21 protein-coding genes are annotated in these 20,455 nt (G+C 63.3%); 10 read left to right on the plus strand and 11 right to left on the minus strand.

The genetic code is table 11. The annotated features are described in order from the left end of the window. Window positions 1-31 precede the first annotated feature (31 nt). The 5 genes from TMS3_RS02625 to hemF all read right to left on the minus strand — a co-directional run bounded on the left by TMS3_RS02625 (window position 32) and on the right by hemF (window position 4,958). A complete protein-coding gene (locus tag TMS3_RS02625; protein WP_025163692.1) occupies window positions 32-637 on the minus strand; it encodes a hypothetical protein in 606 nt (201 codons plus the stop codon). Then, window positions 634-1,917, minus strand: coding sequence for a peptidylprolyl isomerase (locus tag TMS3_RS02630; RefSeq protein ID WP_025163693.1), 1,284 nt, complete (start codon window positions 1,915-1,917; stop codon window positions 634-636). Before TMS3_RS02630 ends, TMS3_RS02625 begins: the two co-directional genes overlap by 4 nt. Further along, window positions 1,898-2,884: a phospholipase C/P1 nuclease family protein gene (locus tag TMS3_RS02635; RefSeq protein WP_025163694.1), complete on the minus strand. Its 987-nt coding sequence runs from the start codon at window positions 2,882-2,884 to the stop codon at window positions 1,898-1,900. Before TMS3_RS02635 ends, TMS3_RS02630 begins: the two co-directional genes overlap by 20 nt. A gap of 137 nt (window positions 2,885-3,021) precedes the next feature. Continuing rightward, window positions 3,022-3,846 (minus strand): shikimate dehydrogenase, encoded by an 825-nt coding sequence (gene aroE, locus TMS3_RS02640; RefSeq protein ID WP_025163695.1) that lies wholly within the window; start codon window positions 3,844-3,846, stop codon window positions 3,022-3,024. Window positions 3,847-4,040: 194 nt separating this feature from the next. Continuing rightward, window positions 4,041-4,958: an oxygen-dependent coproporphyrinogen oxidase gene (hemF, locus tag TMS3_RS02645; RefSeq protein ID WP_025163696.1), complete on the minus strand. Its 918-nt coding sequence runs from the start codon at window positions 4,956-4,958 to the stop codon at window positions 4,041-4,043. Between the two features lie 180 nt (window positions 4,959-5,138). Between hemF and TMS3_RS02650 the strand changes: the two genes are divergently transcribed. Further along, window positions 5,139-6,116, plus strand: coding sequence for an NADPH:quinone reductase (locus tag TMS3_RS02650; RefSeq protein ID WP_025163697.1), 978 nt, complete (start codon window positions 5,139-5,141; stop codon window positions 6,114-6,116). A 95-nt stretch (window positions 6,117-6,211) separates the two neighbouring features. Here TMS3_RS02650 and TMS3_RS02655 read toward each other — a convergent pair whose 3' ends face one another. From TMS3_RS02655 to TMS3_RS02665, 3 genes are all read right to left on the minus strand, one after another. After that, window positions 6,212-6,769 carry an L-threonylcarbamoyladenylate synthase gene (locus TMS3_RS02655; RefSeq protein WP_025163698.1) on the minus strand — a complete coding sequence of 186 codons (558 nt, stop codon included), beginning with the start codon at window positions 6,767-6,769 and terminating at the stop codon, window positions 6,212-6,214. Window positions 6,770-6,815: 46 nt separating this feature from the next. Next, window positions 6,816-7,916, minus strand: coding sequence for a DNA-processing protein DprA (dprA, locus tag TMS3_RS02660; RefSeq protein WP_025163699.1), 1,101 nt, complete (start codon window positions 7,914-7,916; stop codon window positions 6,816-6,818). 92 nt (window positions 7,917-8,008) lie between these two features. Further along, entirely contained in the window at window positions 8,009-9,034 is a 1,026-nt protein-coding gene (locus TMS3_RS02665) for a LysM peptidoglycan-binding domain-containing protein (RefSeq protein ID WP_025163700.1), read from the minus strand. Window positions 9,035-9,187: 153 nt separating this feature from the next. Here TMS3_RS02665 and def point away from each other — a divergent pair, with 153 nt between their 5' ends. The 5 genes from def (at window position 9,188) to TMS3_RS02690 (ending at window position 13,915) form a co-directional block, all read left to right on the plus strand. Continuing rightward, the gene (gene def / locus TMS3_RS02670) at window positions 9,188-9,694 is read left to right on the plus strand and encodes a peptide deformylase (protein ID WP_025163701.1); all 507 of its coding nucleotides are present in this window, start codon (window positions 9,188-9,190) and stop codon (window positions 9,692-9,694) included. A gap of 198 nt (window positions 9,695-9,892) precedes the next feature. Beyond that, complete coding sequence (gene fmt, locus TMS3_RS02675) at window positions 9,893-10,834, plus strand: methionyl-tRNA formyltransferase (protein WP_025163702.1); 942 nt, start codon at window positions 9,893-9,895, stop codon at window positions 10,832-10,834. A gap of 13 nt (window positions 10,835-10,847) precedes the next feature. Further along, entirely contained in the window at window positions 10,848-12,158 is a 1,311-nt protein-coding gene (gene rsmB / locus TMS3_RS02680) for a 16S rRNA (cytosine(967)-C(5))-methyltransferase RsmB (RefSeq protein ID WP_025163703.1), read from the plus strand. 12 nt (window positions 12,159-12,170) lie between these two features. Further along, window positions 12,171-13,544, plus strand: coding sequence for a Trk system potassium transporter TrkA (gene trkA / locus TMS3_RS02685; protein ID WP_025163704.1), 1,374 nt, complete (start codon window positions 12,171-12,173; stop codon window positions 13,542-13,544). Between the two features lie 47 nt (window positions 13,545-13,591). Beyond that, entirely contained in the window at window positions 13,592-13,915 is a 324-nt protein-coding gene (locus TMS3_RS02690) for a tetratricopeptide repeat protein (protein WP_025163705.1), read from the plus strand. A 5-nt stretch (window positions 13,916-13,920) separates the two neighbouring features. Here TMS3_RS02690 and TMS3_RS02695 read toward each other — a convergent pair whose 3' ends face one another. The 3 genes from TMS3_RS02695 to TMS3_RS02705 form a co-directional block, all read right to left on the minus strand. Next, window positions 13,921-14,184 (minus strand): PilZ domain-containing protein, encoded by a 264-nt coding sequence (locus TMS3_RS02695; RefSeq protein WP_025163706.1) that lies wholly within the window; start codon window positions 14,182-14,184, stop codon window positions 13,921-13,923. 129 nt (window positions 14,185-14,313) lie between these two features. After that, window positions 14,314-15,201 carry a lysophospholipid acyltransferase gene (locus tag TMS3_RS02700; RefSeq protein WP_025163707.1) on the minus strand — a complete coding sequence of 296 codons (888 nt, stop codon included), beginning with the start codon at window positions 15,199-15,201 and terminating at the stop codon, window positions 14,314-14,316. A gap of 74 nt (window positions 15,202-15,275) precedes the next feature. Further along, on the minus strand, window positions 15,276-15,836 hold the full coding sequence (locus TMS3_RS02705; protein ID WP_025163708.1) for a DNA-3-methyladenine glycosylase I: 561 nt from the start codon (window positions 15,834-15,836) through the stop codon (window positions 15,276-15,278). 83 nt (window positions 15,837-15,919) lie between these two features. Between TMS3_RS02705 and glyQ the strand changes: the two genes are divergently transcribed. The 4 genes from glyQ to TMS3_RS02725 are packed head-to-tail and all read left to right on the plus strand — an operon-like array spanning window position 15,920 to window position 20,366. Further along, entirely contained in the window at window positions 15,920-16,912 is a 993-nt protein-coding gene (gene glyQ / locus TMS3_RS02710) for a glycine--tRNA ligase subunit alpha (RefSeq protein WP_025163709.1), read from the plus strand. Then, window positions 16,909-19,023: a glycine--tRNA ligase subunit beta gene (gene glyS / locus TMS3_RS02715; protein ID WP_025163710.1), complete on the plus strand. Its 2,115-nt coding sequence runs from the start codon at window positions 16,909-16,911 to the stop codon at window positions 19,021-19,023. Before glyQ ends, glyS begins: the two co-directional genes overlap by 4 nt. 3 nt (window positions 19,024-19,026) lie before the next feature. Continuing rightward, the gene (gmhB, locus tag TMS3_RS02720; RefSeq protein ID WP_025163711.1) at window positions 19,027-19,557 is read left to right on the plus strand and encodes a D-glycero-beta-D-manno-heptose 1,7-bisphosphate 7-phosphatase; all 531 of its coding nucleotides are present in this window, start codon (window positions 19,027-19,029) and stop codon (window positions 19,555-19,557) included. A gap of 35 nt (window positions 19,558-19,592) precedes the next feature. Continuing rightward, window positions 19,593-20,366, plus strand: coding sequence for a lysophospholipid acyltransferase family protein (locus TMS3_RS02725; protein ID WP_025163712.1), 774 nt, complete (start codon window positions 19,593-19,595; stop codon window positions 20,364-20,366). Window positions 20,367-20,455 lie beyond the last annotated feature (89 nt).

The following is a 20,455-nucleotide window of genomic DNA, read 5'->3' on the forward strand; positions in this document are numbered from 1 at the left end:
GTCAATGAGACTATCGCGTTGACTCCGCGCCTCAGCGACTGGCAGAGGGCGGCGCAACGCCGCTGTCGCCGCCCGGCAGCAGCTCCGGGGACTCGCGTTGCAGGCGGCTGTGCAACTGCTGCAACTGCTCCAGCGCCGCCCGCGCCTCGTCGATCTCCACGGCGCTGCGCTCGCCACTTTGCGCGGCCTGCTCGATGCGCTCGCGGATAGAGGGGATCTGCTGCACGCCACTGGCCCAGACCTGCACCAAGGCGCGCGCCTGCTTATCGGCAAAGGCGGCGTACTGCTGCGGATCGGCCAGTTGCGCCTCGCTGGCCTGTGTCCGCGTTTGCAACTGGCCCAGCGCAGGCTGGCGCGGATCGCCTTGCTCGGCCATCAACTGGATCAGCATCTGCGCTTCCGCGACCGAGTAGGCCGCGGGCACTTCCAGCGCGTCTTCTGGCTTCAGCGGCGCAGGCACCGGCCTATTCGCCACCGGCGTTTTCACGACCAAGTGCGGTGCGAGCAATAACTGCGGGGGCGCTGGCTGGCTTGCGCCGGCCGTGACTGGCGGCGCCGATACGGCCGGCAGCAGCCAGACACTCGCCCCCACCGCCAGACCAGTGCTGGCCAGCGCCAGGCTCAGCCAGCCCTTCACAGACCCTCCACCCTGGCGGCGGCGGTCAAGGCTTGCAGGCGCGCCTGGAACTGCGCCGCCAGCTGCTCCTTGGCCACCGCCTGATTGACCTCGTAGCGCACGCTGGGGTCGCTAAGCGGCAGCTGGCGATCTTCACGGGTACGCACCTGGACGATCTCGAACCCACCCTCGATCAACATCGGCTGCGAGAACGTGTCGGCCTTCTGAATCAGTGCGGTCTTGCGCAAGAAATCCAGATGCGGGTCGTCATACCGAATCAGCCCCAGGTCGCCGGGCCGCGCGCGTTGCTTGTCCTCGGCGATCGAATACCGGCGCACCGCCTGCTCGAAGTCCAGGCCCTGCTGCAACTCGGCGTACACCCGGTCGGCGCTGGCCTGATCGGGCAGACGGATATGCGCGGCCTGGACCTGGGCGACGTTGCGGTACTGGGCCAGGTTGCGCCGGTAATAGGCCTCGGCGTCGGCGTCGCTGACGCTGCGCGCCAGCTGCTTGAGGCCAGCCGTTTCATGGTGAAAGTCGCTGAGCAAACCAATCTGCTGCAGGTACTTGTGCCGCACCAGCTTATCGCGCACCAGCCTGCGCACGCCTTGCAGCTGTGCTTGGCTGTAGCCTTGCCGAGCGAGCTGATACCAGAGGTAATCGCGCATTGCGTAGTCGTGCACCAGTTGCGCCATCAGCCTCAGGTTGCCCTGCTGCAGTTCGACCTGGCCCTGCACGCTGACGCCCCGGTACAGTTCGAGCAGGTTCAGGCGTTGGGTCGGCTGGTCGGGAAACTGCCAGCTGATCAGTTCGACCCGCATCGCCTCGGCCTGCTGCGCCTCGCTCAGCAACAGACTATTGAGCACCACGCCTTGCGACTTGGGCGCCAGAGTCTCGCGCAGGCGTTGGCTGCTGAGCGCCTTGGGCTGTATGAGAAAGGGTGCGAGATCGTGCTGCAGTTGCTGGCCATACACCTGCTCGATCAGGTTGGCCGCCTCGACTTCGACCAAGGCCTCCAGGTCCTGACGGGTGGCCAGTTCCAGCTCGGCTTCGACGGCCCGCGCCAGCACATGGTTTTCCACCAGGCCCAGACGCAGCGTGTGCGCATCGCTATCGGGCTTGACCCGGCTCAGCGCCTGCTCCAGCAACTGGATGCTTTTAGCGGGCAGTACCTCGCCATCGATGCGCAGGTCCTGGCTGGCACTGGCGGGCAGACCGAAGCCGCTCAGCCCGAGCAGCAAAGCCCCGGTGCAACCCGCCCGCCAGAACGGGTTGCGTGACTTACAGGCCACCTTGTCCATAGAAGCTGTTCGCGCCCTTGGTGAGTACATTGACGGTCAGCGCGATGGACTCCGGAATCAGCTCCTTGGCCACGCGCAAGCGCGTAGCGTAGCTGCTGTCGTACAGCGGCTCGGGATGCTGGTAGGCCACCTGGGCGGTCTGGGTCAGCAGGTCGCGCAAGGGTTTGCGTGGGTCATAGTTACCCACCAGGTTGACCACCGCCGCCTGGGTGTTCAGCTGCTCGCTGAAGTAGTGATCATCTACCCATCCTTCCCAGCTGGAATGGCCATTGGCCGAGGTGATCCAGGTGTGGTGCGGTTGCGCCACGTCGCCGGTGGCATGCAGGGAGAAACCAATGGTTTGCAGCGACGGCGCCGCCTTGAACTGATCGAACCAGTACTTGGCCAGGTTATCGATCGGCTGGAAGGCGGCCACCTGGAAGTCGTCGTAATGCTCCTTCCAGTTCGAGGTACTGCCTTGGCGATAGTGTGCCTCGGTGCTGTTGTAGTCCTCGGTCTTCAAGCCGCGGTTGTACAGGTAGACCATGGCGTACCAGTCGACGTCCGACGCACTGCCGTCGACCTTGTGGTAGCGGTAGTCGTAGCCGCCATGGTCATTGCCATGGGCGTCGCCCTGGCGTCCCATATTGATGAAGTGCCAGTACGAGGTGTAATTGACCAGGGAGGCCCCGGCGTTCCACGCCGGGGCGTATTCGTAGCCCACCCACCAACCACCCAGGCGGGTGTCCTGGAAGTCGTCGACATCATAGGCGGCCTGGCCGAGTACCTCTCCGGCCCTGGCTTCACTGCCGGCGGCCTGCACATAGAACTGATAGGCCCGGCGCATGTCCGCCGTGGCATAGGTCGAGTTCATGTAGGCCAAGGCGTCCTTGACGATGTTTTTATGCGTAGGTTGCGACCAGGCGCCAGCCTGGGATGCCGAGAACGCCAGGCCTAGGCCAGCGATCAGCAGGGGGAGTTTTTGCATGGGGAAGCGCTCTCTTGTAATTGGACTTGAGCAGCATTACCCGGTGACATGGCAGTTGCGTGACCATGCCCGGCCCATGACTAGAGCCGATAGCCTTGGCCTTCGCCTAGCCAACTAAGGTTTGGACTAGACCAGCGTCACCCCTGCGCCAGTAACACCCGCATGTGCTGCAGGACTGGCGCCGAGTCTGGACGCACCCCACGCCACAGGTAGAACGCCTCGGCGGCCTGCTCGATCAACATGCCCAGGCCGTCCAGGGTGCGCGCGGCGCCATGCGCGGTAGCCCACTGATTGAAGGCAGTGGTGTGCTTGCTGTACATCATGTCGTAACACTGGGTGTGGCCGGGCTGGATCAGGCTCGGGGCAATCGCCGGCAGCTCTCCGGCCAGGCTGGCCGAGGTGCCGTTGATGATCAGGTCGACCGGTGCGTCGATCCAGTCGAAGCCGCTGGCCAGCACCGGGCCCAGGTCGGCGAACTCGCGCGCCAATTGCTCGGCTTTCTCCACCGTGCGGTTGGCGATCACCAGCGCCGCTGGCTGCTCGGCCAGCAGGGGCTCCAACACCCCACGCACCGCACCGCCAGCACCGAGCAGGAGGATGCGTTGGCCGCGCAAATCGAGGCCGGCATTGATCGTCAAATCGCGGACCAGACCGGCACCGTCGGTGTTGTCGCCGAGCAGGCTAGCGTCGTCGAGTCGTTTCAGGGTGTTCACCGCGCCGGCGCGCTGGGCGCGCGCCGTCAGGCTATCGGCCAGCTGGTAGGCCTGCTCCTTGAACGGCACTGTGACGTTGGCGCCCTTGCCTGTGCTAAAGAACGCCTTGGCAAAGCCGTCGAAGTCCTCCAGCGGCGCCAGCAAGGCCTCGTAACTCAGTTGCTGGCCGGTCTGCTCGGCAAACAGTCGATGGATCAACGGCGACTTGCTGTGGCCGATGGGGTTGCCGAATACGCCGTAGCGGTCCATGAAAAGTCCTTTGCTTGCGGAGAACACACTCGCTGGGTTAGTGGCGAGGCACCGACCTGAGAAACACGAAAAAGTAAAAGGCCACGACATAACCCAACGCAGCGCCAGCAGGCATACCGGAGTGATGGGTTACGCCCGCATATACACAGCAGCATCGAGCGTATATCGGCTGTGCGGCTAGCCCATCCTACAATTTATTGCGCCGCGCCGAGCCAGTCACGATCGGTCAGGAAGTACTCGGTGAGTCGCGCTTCCTCACTGCCCGGTTCGGCCTGCCAGTCGTAACCCCAGCGCACCAGCGGCGGCAACGACATCAGGATCGATTCGGTGCGTCCGCCGGACTGCAGACCGAACAGCGTGCCGCGGTCGTAGACCAGGTTGAACTCGACATAGCGCCCGCGGCGGAAGGCCTGGAACTCGCGCTGCTGCTCGCTGAACGGTGTGGCCTTGCGCCGCTGCACGATCGGCAGGTAGGCCTCAAGGTAGGCATCGCCGATGGCACGGACGAAGGCGAAGCTGGTCTCGAAGTCCCATTCGTTCAAATCGTCGAAGAACAGGCCGCCGATGCCACGCGGCTCGTTGCGATGCTTGATATGGAAATAGCGGTCGCACCAGGCCTTGTAGCGCGGGTACACGCCCTCGCCGAAGGGCGCGCACGCCGCTTGCGCGACCCGGTGCCAGTGCACGCAGTCTTCCTCGACGGCGTAGTAGGGCGTCAGGTCGAAACCGCCGCCAAACCACCAGACCGGTTCCTCGCCTTCCTTCTCGGCGATAAAGAAGCGCACGTTGGCGTGGGAGGTGGGGATGTGCGGGTTTTCCGGGTGCATCACCAGAGACACGCCGAGCGCCTCGAAACCACGACCGGCCAGTTCGGGACGATGGGCGCTGGCCGAAGGCGGCAGGCCGCTGCCGAACACATGGGAGAAGTTGACCCCGCCCTTTTCGATCACTGCGCCGTTCGCCAGCACCCGCGTGCGCCCGCCACCGCCGGCCGGACGCTGCCAGGCGTCCTCGACAAACTCGGCGCTGCCGTCCTCGGCTTGCAGGGCAGAACAGATACGGTCTTGCAGGTCGAGCAGGTAGGCCTTCACGGCCTCAGTACGATCACTCACAGCGGCACCTTAAACGGGTCAGGCCGCACAGCCCCAGGCTGGCGGCGAAATCGGCGGCTAGCATAGCATTTGCGCCTTGCCCCTCGCAGTTGACGCAGGTCAATGGGGACGATTGGATAGGTGCTTGTTTTGCCCACGCCCGGCATTATCACCGGCTTAACCGTTCGACAGGAACCTGACATGGCCAAGCGTATCCAGTTCAGCCGCCACGGCGGCCCCGAAGTCCTCGAGTTTGTCGATTACCAGCCTGCCGTCCCCGGCCCCCATGAGGTGCGCGTGCAGAATCGGGCGATTGGCCTGAACTTCATCGATACCTATTTTCGCAGCGGCCTCTACCCGCCACCTGCCCTGCCTTCTGGCCTGGGCACCGAGGGGGCAGGCATCGTCGAAGCGGTCGGCGCAGCCGTCAGCCAGTTCCAGGTCGGCGACCGCGTGGCTTATGCCACCGGCCCACTGGGCGCCTACAGCGAGTTGCATGTACTGCCCGCCAGCAAACTGGTCAAGCTGCCGGATGCGATCAGCTTCGAGCAGGCGGCAGCGGTCATGCTCAAGGGCCTGACCGTGCAGTACCTGCTGCGCCAGACGTTCGCCCTCAAGGGCGGTGAGACCATTCTGTTCCATGCCGCCGCCGGTGGCGTCGGTTCCTTCGCCTGCCAGTGGGCCAAGGCCCTGGGCGTGAAATTGATCGGCACGGTCAGCTCCACTGCGAAAGCCGAAAAGGCCATGGCACAAGGCGCCTGGGCGACCATCAACTACAGTCATGAGAACGTGGTCGAGCGAGTGCTGGAGCTGACCGACGGCCAGAAATGCCCGGTGGTGTATGACGGCGTCGGCAAGGACACCTGGGAGACCTCGCTGGACTGCGTCGCCCCGCGCGGCCTGCTGGTCAGCTTCGGCAATGCCTCAGGCGCGGTGACCGGGGTCAACCTGGGCATCCTGGCGCAGAAGGGCTCGCTGTACGTCACCCGCCCGACCCTGGCGGGCTACGCCGATACCCCCGAGCATCTGCAGGGCATGGCCGACGAGCTGTTCGGCATGATTGCCAGCGGCCAGTTGCAGGTCGAGATCGGCCAGCGCCATACCTTGGCCGATGCCGCTGCCGCGCAGACGGCCCTGAGCGCGCGGCAGACCACCGGCTCGACCATTCTGTTGCCGTAGAGGGAAGCCATTCGCGGCCAAGGCTGCTGCCACAACCAACGCGCCAGTGTGGCAGCGGCCTTGGCCGCGAAATGCTTGCGATCCTCCAGGACATGCTATGCCGGGCGGATCACCTCAGCGGTGCGCAGGTCGCGGATCACGCTGGGGTTCTTGCGACCGCCGAGCGCGCCGCCCAGCACCTTGTCCAATTGCCGCGGGAAATACTGCTCGACCCGTAGCCGCGTACGCGCCGCCGGGCGACCGGCAGGGTTGGCTGAGGTTGACACCAGCGGGCCGGTGAGGGCACACAGCTGGCGTACCAGCGGATGATCGCTGACGCGCAGAGCGACGCTGCTATGCCGGCCGGTAATCCATTGCGGCAGACGATCCTGATGTGGCACCAGCCAGGTATTCGGTCCCGGCCAGGTGCTGGCCAGGCGCTCTTGCCAGACGTCTGGCAAATCGTCGAGGAGAAAATCGAACTGCTGAATGTCGTTCGCCACTAGGATCAGCCCCTTGTCCATCGGCCGCTCCTTCAGCGCCAGCAGACGATCCACGGCCAATTCATTCCACGGGTCGCAGCCCAAGCCCCACACTGCTTCAGTCGGGTAGGCGATCACACCGCCTTCACGCACCACGCGCGCCGCCTGCTGTACCTGCCACCTGCTGACCATTCACTGCACTCCGTCCCGCTGAAGAATGCTGCGCAGTGTATCCAAGCTAGGCGGTGCGGCCCAGCCAGAGCGCGCCTTCACGCGCGATGCGGCCGTCCAGCTCGAGTTCGGTCAACGCCGCCAACACCTCGGACAACGGCCAGCCACTGGCCGCCGCCAAGGCTTCACTGCTGTGTGGCGCGGCGTGCAGCAACTCCAGCAGCGGGTGCTGCGCTGGCACTGCAGCGGACTCAGGCGCCAGCGCCTGCCAACCGCGCAAGGCCTCGAGAATATGCTCTATGCTCTCCACCAGCGTGGCGCCATCGCGAATCAACTGATGGCAACCGCGAGCGCCCGGGTGATGGATCGACCCGGGAATCGCATACACCTCACGTCCCTGCTCGGCCGCCAGACGTGCGGTGATCAAGGACCCACTGGACGGGCTGGCCTCGACCACCAGCACACCGAGAGACAGGCCGCTGATGATGCGATTACGCCGGGGAAAGTTGCTCGCCTGAGGTGGCGAATCAAGCGGTAACTCAGAGACCAGCGCGCCACCTTGCTCGACGATGGCCGCGGCCAGTGCTTTGTGTCGTTGCGGGTACAAGCACTGCAGCCCGGTGCCGAGTACCGCAATGGTCTTGCCCGCGACATCCAGCGCGCCCTGGTGGGCGGCGCCGTCTATGCCCAATGCCAGTCCACTGGTGATCACGAAGCCGCCAGCGGCCAGGCTGCGGGCGAAGCTCTGCGCGGTGTCCAAGCCGGGCCGCGAGGCCCGGCGACTGCCCACCATGGCCAGCTGCGGTTGCTCCAGCAAGCCGGGATCGCCAGCGATGAACAGCAAGGGTGGCGCATCACTCAACTCAGCGAGCAAACCCGGATAGTCAGGATCGTCCCACATCAGCAGATGATGCTGCTGCGCCCCGAGCCAAGCCAGCGCAGCAGCGGCTCGCTCACGCACCTCGGCACTGCGGCGTGGCTCGGCACAGGCGGCCGGAAGGCCTAAAGCGCGCCAGGCGCTGGCCGGGGCACTGAGGGCTGCCGACGCACTGTCGAACGCCGTGAGCAGTTTGCGAAAACGCCGAGGTCCCAGCTCCGGCAGGCTATGCAGGCGCAGTCGGGCTTCGAGTTCCGCAGGGGAAATGCAATGGCGGGTGCCGTGCGACATTTGATCATCCTTGATCGGTCGCGCCGCACAGGCGACTGGAGGACGGCGCGACTCATAAAGCACAAGCCCCGCATTGGCGGGGCTTGTGGGTGTTAGGGGTTACGCACCTTGTCCAGCAGCTCGAGGGAGCGGGTCGCTTGCAACACCACACCGTAGCTGAGCTTGTCGTAGGTGCGGAACACCATCAACAGACCGGCACGCTCGTCTGGGATCTTCACCTGCTCACCGGTGATGCGATCACGCACGGTTTCGCCGGTCTTGTACACCGCCAGTACGTTGCCCTCGGCCAGGCCATCACGCCCCCCTTTGTTCAGGGTGACCACGTCGAACTGGCCAATCTGGGTTACGCCACGCGGCACATCGAGAATCAACCCGCGGATCTCACTGGCTGGCTCGCTGGGCATGAACGTCGAGTTGATGGCCCGCTCCTCGGTCGGGAACAGACGATCGCCGAGGCGTACTTCCTGGGTCGTGCGAATCAGGTTCATGGTGCCGATATCGCCTTCTTCGGCAACTATTTCACCGCCGCCGATGTCATCCGCGTTGATCCCGAGGAACTCCTCGGTGTCTGGATCGATGTAGGTCTTGCCCTGACGGAAGATGCCGTACACCGGTGCGCTTTCATCGAACGCCCCGCGGGCGTAGACCCGGTCACCGGCGCCGCTGACCACACGCTCGGCATTGCCGGCGACTATATAAGGGGCACCCTGGAAAGCTTCCGGGGTATCGACGATGCGATTGCTCAGCAGGAAGCTGTTGATCGCCTCCAGCGGAATAGCCGGGATGGCTTCGGCCATCGGTGTACGCCGCACTTGCGGCGACAACTTGATGGTGCCGCGCGACTCGCCACGGTTGAGCATCAGACGTGGTTGACCATCGACATAGACCAGACTGAGCAGGTCGCCGGGATAGATGAGGTGCGGGTTTTCCACCTGCGGATTGGCGTGCCAGATTTCCGGCCACTTCCACGGCTGGCTGAGAAACTTGCCGGAAATATCCCAGAGCGTATCGCCCTTGACCACGGTATAACGGTCTGGGTGACCGTCCTTGAGTTGCACTTCGGCCTGAGCTAAGCCGCCTGCGGCTAGCAGTAGCAGGGCGAGTAGTGATTTCCTCATGCGGTGAATCCCTTTATTATGTGCCTTCACGTGGAGCGCCCTAGCGCCGCGACCAAACCCCAGTAGAACCGCGGCGTGAAGCCGTTTTTCATTGCTGCTCATCATCTTAGCAGCGGATTTTGACTTTATTCTACAAGTGCATCACAAACGCATATGGCGATCTTAAACATCCTCGAATTTCCCGATCCACGTCTACGCACCATCGCCAAGCCGGTGGAGGTGGTCGATGACGCGCTGCGTCAGCTGATCGACGACATGTTCGAAACCATGTATGACGCCCCAGGCATCGGCTTGGCAGCCACCCAGGTCAACGTGCACAAGCGTGTAGTGGTGATGGACCTGTCCGAAGACAAGTCCGAACCACGGGTGTTTATCAACCCCGAGTTCGAGACCCTGACCGACGAGATCGACCAGTATCAGGAAGGCTGTCTGTCGGTACCCGGCTTCTACGAAAACGTCGATCGACCGACCAAAGTCAAGATCAAGGCCCTGGACCGTGACGGCCAGCCCTTTGAGCTGATCGCCGAAGACCTGCTGGCGGTATGTATCCAGCACGAATGCGACCACCTCAACGGCAAGCTGTTCGTCGACTACCTGTCCACGCTGAAACGCGACCGCATCAAGAAGAAGCTGGAAAAGCTCCACCGCCAGCACGCTTGAACCCCGACTTATACAAAGGCTTGCACCCAGGGTGCGTGAGAACGTCGCGAGCAAAGGTTAGGCAAGGATAAAACAGGCGAGAAAGCGGAGTGTACGAGCTGTACATGAGCGTTTCGAGCCTGTTTTTAACGCCGCATAACCGAGCGCAGCAGTTCTCACGTAGCCTGAACGGCAAGCCTTTTCTCTTAGCGAGCACCCATGACTGAAGCACTGCGTATCGTCTTCGCCGGCACTCCGGACTTCGCCGCCGAGCACCTCAGGGCCCTGCTCGACACGCCCCACCAGGTCATCGCGGTCTACAGCCAGCCGGACCGCCCCGCCGGCCGCGGGCAGAAACTCATGCCCAGCCCGGTCAAGCAGCTCGCCGTGCAGCATGCAATACCGGTATATCAGCCGCAGACCCTGCGTGACCCGACGGCGCAAGCCGAACTGGCGGCGCTCAAACCCGACCTGATGGTGGTGGTCGCCTACGGCCTGATCCTGCCGCAGGTGGTGCTGGATACGCCGCGCCTCGGTTGCATCAATAGCCATGCCTCGCTGCTGCCCCGTTGGCGCGGTGCAGCGCCGATCCAGCGCGCCATCGAAGCCGGCGACCTCGAGTCCGGGGTGACCGTGATGCAGATGGAAGCGGGGCTGGATACCGGCCCCATGCTGCTGAAAGTCAGCACGCCGATCGACGCAGAAGATAGCGGCGGCAGCCTGCACGACCGCCTCGCCAGCCTCGGCCCGGCAGCGGTGATCGAGGCCATCGCCGGTCTCGCCAGCGGCACGCTGAAGGGCCAGGTGCAGGACGACAGCCTGGCCACCTACGCACACAAGCTGAACAAGGAGGAGGCGCGCATCGACTGGAGCCGTCCAGCCATCGAACTGGAACGGCTGATCCGCGCCTTCAACCCCTGGCCGATCTGTCACAGCACGCTGAACGATGCGCCCTTGAAAGTCCTCGGCGCGCAACTGGGCGAAGGGCAGGGCCAGCCGGGACAGATTCTAAGCGCCAGCAAAGACGGCCTGAGCGTGGCCTGCGGCGTTGGCGCACTGCGTTTGACGCGCCTGCAGTTACCGGGCGGCAAGGCGCTGGCTTTCGCCGACCTGTACAACAGCCGCCGCGAACAATTTGCCGCTGGCGCGGTGCTGCTGTGATGAGGATCTACCCATGAACCCACGTCTAGCAGCGGCCCGGGCACTGGCCGCGGTACTCTCAGGCAAGGCCTCGCTGGGCAGCAGTCTGCCGCCCCAGCTGGACAAGGTCGACCCACGTGACCGTGGCCTGACCCAGGAACTGGCCTTCGGTACTGCACGCTGGCAACCGCGCCTGGCCGCGTTGGCGGAAAAACTCCTGCAGAAGCCGTTCAAGGCGGCCGACAAGGACGTCGAAGCCTTGCTCCTGGTCGGCCTCTACCAGCTGCTCTACACCCGCATTCCGGCCCACGCCGCCCTCGGTGAAACCGTCGGCTGCGTCGACAAGCTGAAAAAGCCCTGGGCCAAGGGCCTGCTCAACGCCGTGCTGCGTCGCGCCCAGCGCGAGAGTGAGCAACTGCTGGCGGAACTGGAACACGACCCGGTGGTGCGTACCGCCCACCCGCGCTGGCTGCAAAAAGCCCTGAAGGCGCACTGGCCCGAGCACTGGGAGGCCATCTGCGCCGCCAATAACGCCCATCCGCCGTTGATCTTGCGGGTCAATCGCCGCCACGGCAGTCGTGACGACTACCTGGCCGAACTGCACGCCGCCGACTACCAAGCCGAACCCTGCAGCTTCAGTTCTGACGGTATTCGTCTTCAGCAGGGCTGCGATGTCACCGGCCTGCCGGGCTTCGCCGAAGGCCGGGTCAGTGTGCAGGATGAAGCCGCGCAACTGGCCGCCGAGTTGCTGGAACTGGCGCCCGGACAACGGGTGCTGGACGCCTGCTGCGCCCCAGGCGGCAAGACCTGTCACCTGCTCGAAGCCGAGCCACAGCTGACCGCTGTGGTGGCGGTCGACCTGGAGGAGAAACGCCTGGTCCGCGTGCGCGAAAATCTCCAGCGCCTGGGCCTCAACGCCGAGCTGATAGCCGCCGATGCCCGCGCGGTCGATGAGTGGTGGGACGGCCAAGCCTTCCAGCGCATCCTGCTCGACGCGCCTTGCTCCGCCACCGGTGTGATTCGCCGCCATCCCGACATCAAACTGACCCGTCAGGCCGATGACATTGCCGCCCTGGCCCAGTTGCAGGGCGAACTGCTGGACGCTTTATGGCCGACGCTGGCAGTCGGCGGCATCCTGCTCTATGCCACCTGTTCGACTCTGCCGACCGAAAATACCGAGGTCATCAAAGGCTTTCTCGCACGTACCTCGGGCGCACGCGAGCTGGATATTGCCGGGCCCTTCGGCCTGAAACAGCCGCACGGCCGCCAACTGCTTGCGCAGCCTGACGGTCACGACGGTTTTTATTATGCCAAGCTGATCAAAATCGCCGCCGATCGCGGCTGAGGAACAGAGCGGATGAAGATCATCATTCTCGGCGCCGGCCAAGTCGGCGGCACCCTGGCGGAACACCTGGCCAGCGAGGCCAACGACATCACCGTGGTGGACACCGACGGCGACCGTCTACGCGACCTCAGCGATCGCCTGGATATTCGCACCGTACAGGGCCGCGGCTCGTTCCCCACGGTGCTGCGCCAGGCCGGCGCCGACGATGCCGACATGATCATCGCGGTGACCAACAGCGACGAGATCAACATGATCGCCTGTCAGGTCGGCTACACCCTGTTCCACACTCCGACCAAGATTGCCCGGGTGCGCGAGCCGGCTTACCTGACCCGCTCCGGGCTGTTCAATAACGACTCGATTCCGGTCGACGTACTGATCAGCCCGGAACAGCTGGTGACCAACTACATCAAGCGTCTGATCGAGCACCCGGGCGCCCTGCAGGTGATCGACTTCGCCGGCGGCAAGGCCCAGCTGGTGGCGGTCAAGGCCTATTACGGCGGCCCGCTGGTCGGCCAGCAATTGCGCCAGCTGCGCGAGCACATGCCCAATGTCGACACCCGGGTAGCGGCGATCTACCGCCGCAACCGACCGATCATCCCCCATGGCGACACGGTGATCGAGGCCGACGACGAGGTGTTCTTCATCGCCGCCAAGGCGCATATCCGCGCGGTAATGAGCGAGCTGCGCCGCCTCGAGGACAGCAACAAGCGCATCGTAATCGCCGGCGGAGGGCATGTCGGCGAGCGCCTGGCCGAGGCCATCGAAAGCCGTTACCAAGTGAAAATCATCGAGATGAACCCTGCGCGCTGCCGCTACCTCTCGGAGAATCTGGAGAGCACCATCGTACTGCAGGGCAGTGCCTCGGATCGCGACCTGCTGGTGGAAGAAAACATCAACGACGCCGACATCTTCCTGGCCCTGACCAACGATGACGAAGCCAACATCATGGCCTCGCTGCTGGCCAAGCGCTTGGGCGCGCGCAAGGTGATGAGCATCATCAACAACCCGGCCTACGTCGACCTGGTGCAAGGCGGCGAGATCGACATCGCCATCAGCCCGCAGTTGACCACCATCGGCGCCCTGCTGACCCACGTGCGCCGGGGCGATATCGTCAGCGTGCACTCACTGCGCCGCGGTGCCGCCGAGGCCATCGAAGCCATCGCGCATGGCGACGCCAAGTCGAGCAAGGTGGTCGGCCGCGCCATCGAGGACATCGCCTTGCCGCCAGGCACCACCATCGGCGCGATCATTCGCGACGAAGAGGTGTTGATCGCCCATGACGACACGGTGATCCAGACCGGCGACCATGTCATCCTGTTCCTGGTCGACAAGAAATACATCCGCGACGCCGAGCGCCTGTTCCAGGTCGGCCTGACCTTCTTCTGATAGAGGTTGAGCGGGCCTGTCTCGCTCCACTTGGCTGGAGACCCTCAATGAGCACCGAATCCCTGGAAAAGCTGCTGGCCAAGGGCATGGACAACGCCCTGCTGCGTTTCGGTCTGGGCAAAGGTTATCTGGATGCCGGGGAGTTCGCCCGTGCGGCCGAGCACTTGCAGCGCTGCGTCGAATTCGACCCCAAGTATTCCGCGGCCTGGAAACTACTGGGTAAGGCGCAGCTGGAGCAGGGCGATAGCCGCGCCGCCGAGCAGGCCTGGCAGCAGGGCATCGCCGCGGCCCAGGGCCACGGCGACAAACAGGCCGAGAAGGAGATGACGGTATTTATCAAGCGCCTGCAGCGGCAAGCCCCATCGAGCTGAAACCGTCAGACCTCGACGAAGCGCAGGCCGACGCCTTCGGCATCCACACGCATCACTTCCATGCGCAGCACCGGCGCCTCTATTGGCAAGTCCTGTACCTGGCCCGTGACGATAGCGCCCAGGGGCAGGGCAGTCAGGTCTGGATGCTTGGCATAGATCCCACCGTCGGACAGGTCGCTGGTCTGGGCCAGCCGCTCGCCGAAGCTCGGATGACAGATCTTGATCCGACATTTCATCGGCGTACGCGGATGTTGGCGTTGATTGGACATTGAGCCAGGCGATCCTAGACGGAGAGGGTGGCGTTTTAATAACGCAAATTGCCTGAAAGGCCCAGTGCTCTAAATAAAAAAGGTGCCTGATGGGCACCTTTTTTCAGCACAGTGATGCAGGCGTGGCCATCAGTACCACTTCGCCTCACCCGCCGGGCGCTTCTTGAAACGCTTCATGCTCCACATGTACTGGCTGGGATAAGCCCGCACATACTTCTCCAGCACCGTACTCATGGCCGCCACGGCAGTTTCCACCTGGTCGCTGTACATATCGGGCGGCGCCGCCTCGAGAATGACCTTGTAGCCGGAGCCGTCACTCAGGCGCAGGGCATGCAGGAACACCCCGACTGCCTTGCCACCGGTGAGCATGCCGGGCACGAACTTGCTGGTCAGCGCCTGGGTCGCGCAGAACGGCACGAATACGCCTGCGGACAAGCTCGGTTCCGGATCGGCGGGAATGCCTACGGCACCGCCTTTGCGGACTTCCTTGATGACACTGATAATGCCTTCTTTGGTCGACGGGGCGACGCGGTTGCCCAGTTGCACCCGCTGCTGACGCAACAGCTCATCCACCGCCTTGAGTTTCGGCGGGCGGTAGAAAATGATCGGTTTGCACTGAGCACAGTAGAAGTGATTGAGCACTTCCCAATTGCCCAGGTGGCTGGTGATGCCGACCACCCCTTTGCCTGAAGCCAGTGCCGCCTGCAACACCTCCAGCCCCTCGACTTCCTGTACCAGCTCGATCGACTTCTGCGCCGGCCAGATCCAGGCGCAGGCGCTTTCAGTCAGGGTCCTGCCGATGTTCATAAGACTCTGGCGCAGCAGTTGCTGATGGGTCGTCGCATCGAGTTCGGGAAAACATTTGCTCAGGTTGATGCTGGCGACCGCGCGCGAGCCGTTCGGCAACGTCCACATCATCCAGCCAATAGCCGCCCCCACGCCTTGTACGGCACGCCAGGGCAGCAGGGCGAACAGGCGCAGAAAACCTACCACCAAGGCGCCTTTGAGCTTTTCCACAGGCAACTCCACACGGTCGAAAACGCCTATTGTAACCATGCCCAGGGCCGGTGATGAAACGCGCGGCAAGCAGGCTAAGGCGTCGCCTTGCTCAGTACGGCATAGCGATCGCAATCGCGTGTGTGATCCATGACCATCCCCGTCGCCTGCATATAGGCGTAACAGATGGTCGGACCGACGAAGGTAAACCCGGCTTTTTTCAGCGCCTTGCTCATGGCCTCGGCTTCGACCGTCACCGCCGGCACCTGTTCGCGGCCGGCGAAGTGATTGATCTTCGGAGTGCCGCCGACGAACGACCACAGCAGCGTCACCGGATCGTCCAGCTTGAGCCAGGCTTGCGCGTTCTGCCGCGCAGCCTTGAGCTTGAGGCGGTTGCGGATGATCCCGGGGTCCTGCATGCGCTCATCGATTTCCGCGTCACTCATCTGCGCCAGACGCTGCGGGTCGAAGCCGAACAGTACCTCGCGGTAGCGGGCGCGCTTCTTCAAGACGGTGATCCACGACAAGCCAGCCTGGAAGCCTTCGAGCAGCAACAGCTCGAACAGCGCCTGTGGCGCGCGCAGTGGAACCCCCCATTCCTCGTCGTGGTAAGCCATGTAAAGCGGGTCGTCGTTGCACCAAAAGCAGCGTGGCATAGGGCCTTCCAGGGCGGTGGAGGCCGTACGGATTGGGGTATACTCCCGCCCTTTCTGTCGCAGCCTCAACAGGTGAATTTTCCGTGAGCCAGACTACGCCTGCCGTGCGCACCTTCCAAGACTTGATCCTTGCCCTGCAACAATACTGGGCCGAACAGGGCTGTGTAGTGTTACAGCCCTACGATATGGAAGTGGGCGCCGGCACCTTTCACACCGCCACCTTCCTGCGCGCCGTTGGCCCGGAAACCTGGAACGCCGCCTACGTGCAGCCCAGCCGCCGCCCAGGCGATGGCCGCTATGGTGAGAACCCCAACCGTCTGCAGCACTACTACCAGTTCCAGGTGGTATTGAAGCCGAACCCGGAAAACTTCCAGGAACTCTACCTCGGCTCGCTGAAACACATCGGCCTCGATCCACTGGTTCACGATATCCGTTTCGTCGAAGACAACTGGGAATCGCCGACCCTCGGCGCCTGGGGTCTGGGTTGGGAAATCTGGCTGAATGGCATGGAAGTGTCGCAGTTCACCTACTTCCAGCAGGTCGGCGGGATCGAGTGCTACCCGGTGACCGGCGAAATCACCTATGGCCTGGAGCGCCTGGCCATGTACATCCAGGGCGTCGACTCGGTCTACGACCTGATCTGGACCGACGGTCCCTTCGGCAAGGTCACCTACGGCGACGTGTTCCACCAGAACGAAGTGGAGCAATCGACCTACAACTTCGAACACGCCAACGTCGACAAACTGTTCGAATTGTTCGATTTCTACGAGTCCGAAGCCAATCGTCTGATCGAACTGGAACTGCCGCTACCGACCTACGAAATGGTGCTCAAGGCCTCGCACACTTTCAACCTGCTGGATGCCCGCCGCGCCATTTCGGTGACCGAACGTCAGCGTTATATCCTCCGCGTGCGCACCCTGGCGCGCGCCGTGGCGCAGAGCTATCTGCAGGCGCGGCGCAAACTCGGCTTCCCGATGGCCACCCCCGAACTGCGTGACGAAGTACTGGCCAAACTGACAGAAACGGATCTGCTTCAAGGCAAAGCCCTGGGCAATAAGCTGGAGGCAGCAGAATGAGTGCACTGGATTTTCTGGTTGAACTGGGCACCGAAGAGCTGCCGCCGAAAGCCCTGAAGACCCTCGGTGCAGCTTTCCTTGCAGGCATCGAAAAGGGCCTGAAAGCGGCCGGCCTGAGCTACGCCAACGCCCGCTATTACGCCGCGCCACGCCGCCTGGCCGTACTCGTCGAGCAGCTTGAAACGCAACAGGCGGATCGCGCGCTGAACCTCGATGGCCCGCCCATGCAGGCGGCGTTCGACGCCAATGGCAATCCAACCCAGGCAGCCCTGGGCTTTGCCAAGAAGTGCGGGGTCGAGCTGAGCGAAATCGATCGCAGCGGGCCCAAGCTGAAATTCAGCCAGAACATTCCCGGCCAGGCCGCCGCCAGCCTGCTGCCCGCTATCGTCGACACCTCGCTGAATGAACTGCCGATTCCCAAGCGCATGCGCTGGGGCGCGCGCAAGACCGAGTTCGTCCGCCCGACCCAGTGGCTGGTGATGCTGTTCGGCGACCAGGTGATCGACTGCGAAATCCTTGCCCAGCAGGCTGGCCGGGTCTCCCGTGGCCACCGCTTCCACCATAACGTCGAGGTACGCATCTCCGCGCCGGCCAATTACGCGCAAGAACTGCGCGCAGCCTATGTGATTGCCGACGCCGATGAGCGCCGCGAACTGATCGCCCAACGCGTGGCACAGTTGGCCGCCGAGCAGCAGGGCACGGCCATAGTGCCGCCGGCGCTGCTCGAGGAAGTCAGTGCTTTGGTCGAATGGCCGGTGCCGCTGGTCTGCTCCTTCGAGGAGCGCTTCCTCGAGGTGCCGCAGGAAGCACTGATCACCACCATGCAGGACAATCAGAAGTACTTCTGCCTGCTGGATAGCAACGGCAAGTTGCTGCCGCGCTTCATCACCGTGGCCAACGTCGAGAGCAAGGATCCGGCGCAGATCATCTCCGGCAACGAGAAAGTGGTACGACCCCGCTTGACCGATGCCGAGTTCTTCTTCAAGCAGGACAAGAAGCACAAGTTGGAGCTGTTCAACCAGCGCCTGGCTAATGTCGTCTTCCAGTCCCAGCTCGGCTCGGTCTATGAAAAAGCCCAGCGGGTTTCTGCCCTCGCGGCCTTTATCGCCGAGCGCGTCGGTGGCGATAAGGATCGCGCGGCGCGTGCCGGGATACTCTCCAAGTGCGACCTGGCCAGCGAGATGGTCGGCGAGTTCCCGGAAATGCAGGGCATCGCCGGTTACTACTATGCCAAGCATGATGGCGAAGCTGACGATGTCGCCCTGGCACTCAACGAGCAGTACATGCCACGCGGGGCAGGGGCCGAACTGCCCAGCACCCTGACCGGCGCGGCCGTGGCCCTGGCCGACAAACTCGACACCCTGGTCGGTATCTTCGGTATCGGCATGCTGCCCACCGGCAGCAAAGACCCCTATGCCCTGCGCCGTGCGGCCCTCGGTGTGTTGCGGATCCTGATCGACAAGCAGCTGGATCTCGATGTGGTTGAAACCATTCAGTACGCCATTGGCCTCTACGGCCCGGGGCTTGAACAAGAGTGGAATACCATCGTCGCCAGCAAGCTGCAAAAGCAAGTCGGCGCCAACCCCACTGCCAGCGGCTTGGCCGAACAGGTGCAGGACTTCATCTTCGATCGCCTGCGTGCGCGCTACGAGGACGAAGGGGTCGATGTGTCCGTCTATCAGGCCGTACGCGCCCTGAGCCCGGCCGCGCCGCTGGACTTCGACCAGCGCGTGCAAGCGGTCCAGGCTTTCCGCGCGCGCAGCGAAGCCGACGCCCTGGCTGCGGCGAACAAGCGCGTGTCGAACCTGCTGAGCAAGTTCGACGGCGACGTACCGAGCCACGTCGACAGTACGCTGTTGCACGAGCCGGCCGAGCAGATGCTGGCCCAGGCCGTCGCCGACGCCGAACTGGCGGTCATGCCGATGGCTGCCGCCCGCTGCTACCGCGAGGCACTGGAGCACCTGGCCAGCCTGCGTGAACCGGTCGACGCCTTCTTCGAGGCGGTACTGGTGAACGCTGAAGATACCGCCGTGCGCGCCAACCGCTACGCACTACTGGCCAAGCTGCGCGGCTTGTTCCTCGGTGTTGCCGATATTTCGGTACTGGGCTGAGTGATGAAGCTGCTGATCCTCGACCGCGACGGTGTGATCAATTACGACTCCGACGCCTATATCAAGTCGTTGGAGGAGTGGATTCCTCTGCCCGGCGCGGTCGAAGCCATTGCCCGCTTATCCAAGGCGGGCTGGACCGTGGCAGTGGCGACCAACCAGTCTGGCTTGGCGCGTGGCTATTACGACCCAGCAACGCTGGACGCCATGCACAATCGCTTGCGCCAGTTGGTCGCGGAGCAGGGCGGGCAACTCGGCTTGATCGTGCACTGTCCACATGGCCCGGAGGACGGCTGTAACTGTCGCAAACCCAAGCCCGGCTTGCTCCAGCAGATCGCCACACATTACCGGGTTGCCCTGACTGGCTTGTGGTTCGTCGGCGATAGCACTGGTGACCTGCAGGCTGCGCAAGCCGTCGATTGTCAGCCGGTGCTGGTCAAGACCGGTAAAGGCGAACGCACCCTGGACAAGCCATTACCATCGGGCACCCTGGTATTCGATGATCTTGCGGCGGTCGCCGAACACCTTCTCCATTGATAGAGCAGGCCTGACCTGCAACGGTAAAAGTTCCTATGTCGACAGTGCGGGCCTTCAGAATCTTCCTCTTTTACCTGCTGCTGTCTTCCAGCGCCTTGCTCTGGTGCACCCTCAGCTTCTTCGTCGCCCCCTTACTGCCGTTCCGCGCTCGCTACCGCTTCGTCAACCAGACCTGGTGCCGTTGCGCCGTCTGGCTGAGCAAAGTGCTGCTGGGCATTCATTACGAAGTCAAAGGCCTGGAAAATATCCCAGCAACCCCCTGCGTGATTCTCGCCAAACACCAGAGCACCTGGGAAACCTTCTACCTCTCAGCCCAGTTCGAGCCACTCAGCCAGGTGCTCAAACGCGAGTTGCTGTACGTGCCGTTCTTCGGCTGGGCAATGGCCATGCTCAAGCCCATTGCGATTGACCGCAGCAATCCGAAAGCCGCGCTCAAGCAACTGGCCAAGCAGGGCCATGAGCGCCTGGAGCAGGGCGCTTGGGTGCTGATTTTTCCGGAAGGTACACGGATTCCCGCAGGTCAGATCGGCAAGTTCTCCCGCGGTGGTGCAGCTCTGGCAGTCAATGCCAACTTGCCTGTGCTGCCCATTGCGCACAACGCCGGAGAGTTCTGGCCGAAGCAGGGGTGGAATAAAAACCCCGGCACCATCCAGGTTGTCATCGGCCCCGTGCTGCATGCCGAAGGCACGGGCCCTCGCGCCATTGCCGAACTGAATGACCGCGCTTTCGCCTGGGTCAGCCAGGCACAGCGGGATATGGGGGCACTTGAAACTGAGGCCTCTGGCAATGGTTCAAGTGCAGCAGCCTGAACCAGGTTGTGGATAACCTATCTCGATCGCTAGCAGCTCATTAAGCGCTAGCTGTACAGACTCACCAAATCCTCAGCCCAGCACTGAGT

It is taken from the genome of Pseudomonas taeanensis MS-3, assembly GCF_000498575.2.
GTDB classification, from domain to species: Bacteria; Pseudomonadota; Gammaproteobacteria; order Pseudomonadales; family Pseudomonadaceae; genus Aquipseudomonas; species Aquipseudomonas taeanensis.

Excerpts from the sequence above, each read along its gene's own strand:
- TMS3_RS02630 (WP_025163693.1), bottom strand. The coding sequence starts at position 1,917 with ATGGACAAGGTGGCCTGTAAGTCACGCAACCCGTTCTGGCGGGCGGGT.
- TMS3_RS02635 (WP_025163694.1), bottom strand. The coding sequence starts at position 2,884 with ATGCAAAAACTCCCCCTGCTGATCGCTGGCCTAGGCCTGGCGTTCTCG.
- aroE (WP_025163695.1), bottom strand. The coding sequence starts at position 3,846 with ATGGACCGCTACGGCGTATTCGGCAACCCCATCGGCCACAGCAAGTCG.
- TMS3_RS02650 (WP_025163697.1), top strand. The coding sequence starts at position 5,139 with ATGGCCAAGCGTATCCAGTTCAGCCGCCACGGCGGCCCCGAAGTCCTC.
- TMS3_RS02655 (WP_025163698.1), bottom strand. The coding sequence starts at position 6,769 with ATGGTCAGCAGGTGGCAGGTACAGCAGGCGGCGCGCGTGGTGCGTGAA.
- dprA (WP_025163699.1), bottom strand. The coding sequence starts at position 7,916 with ATGTCGCACGGCACCCGCCATTGCATTTCCCCTGCGGAACTCGAAGCC.
- TMS3_RS02665 (WP_025163700.1), bottom strand. The coding sequence starts at position 9,034 with ATGAGGAAATCACTACTCGCCCTGCTACTGCTAGCCGCAGGCGGCTTA.
- def (WP_025163701.1), top strand. The coding sequence starts at position 9,188 with ATGGCGATCTTAAACATCCTCGAATTTCCCGATCCACGTCTACGCACC.
- fmt (WP_025163702.1), top strand. The coding sequence starts at position 9,893 with ATGACTGAAGCACTGCGTATCGTCTTCGCCGGCACTCCGGACTTCGCC.
- rsmB (WP_025163703.1), top strand. The coding sequence starts at position 10,848 with ATGAACCCACGTCTAGCAGCGGCCCGGGCACTGGCCGCGGTACTCTCA.
- trkA (WP_025163704.1), top strand. The coding sequence starts at position 12,171 with ATGAAGATCATCATTCTCGGCGCCGGCCAAGTCGGCGGCACCCTGGCG.
- TMS3_RS02690 (WP_025163705.1), top strand. The coding sequence starts at position 13,592 with ATGAGCACCGAATCCCTGGAAAAGCTGCTGGCCAAGGGCATGGACAAC.
- TMS3_RS02695 (WP_025163706.1), bottom strand. The coding sequence starts at position 14,184 with ATGTCCAATCAACGCCAACATCCGCGTACGCCGATGAAATGTCGGATC.
- TMS3_RS02705 (WP_025163708.1), bottom strand. The coding sequence starts at position 15,836 with ATGCCACGCTGCTTTTGGTGCAACGACGACCCGCTTTACATGGCTTAC.
- glyS (WP_025163710.1), top strand. The coding sequence starts at position 16,909 with ATGAGTGCACTGGATTTTCTGGTTGAACTGGGCACCGAAGAGCTGCCG.
- gmhB (WP_025163711.1), top strand. The coding sequence starts at position 19,027 with ATGAAGCTGCTGATCCTCGACCGCGACGGTGTGATCAATTACGACTCC.
- TMS3_RS02725 (WP_025163712.1), top strand. The coding sequence starts at position 19,593 with ATGTCGACAGTGCGGGCCTTCAGAATCTTCCTCTTTTACCTGCTGCTG.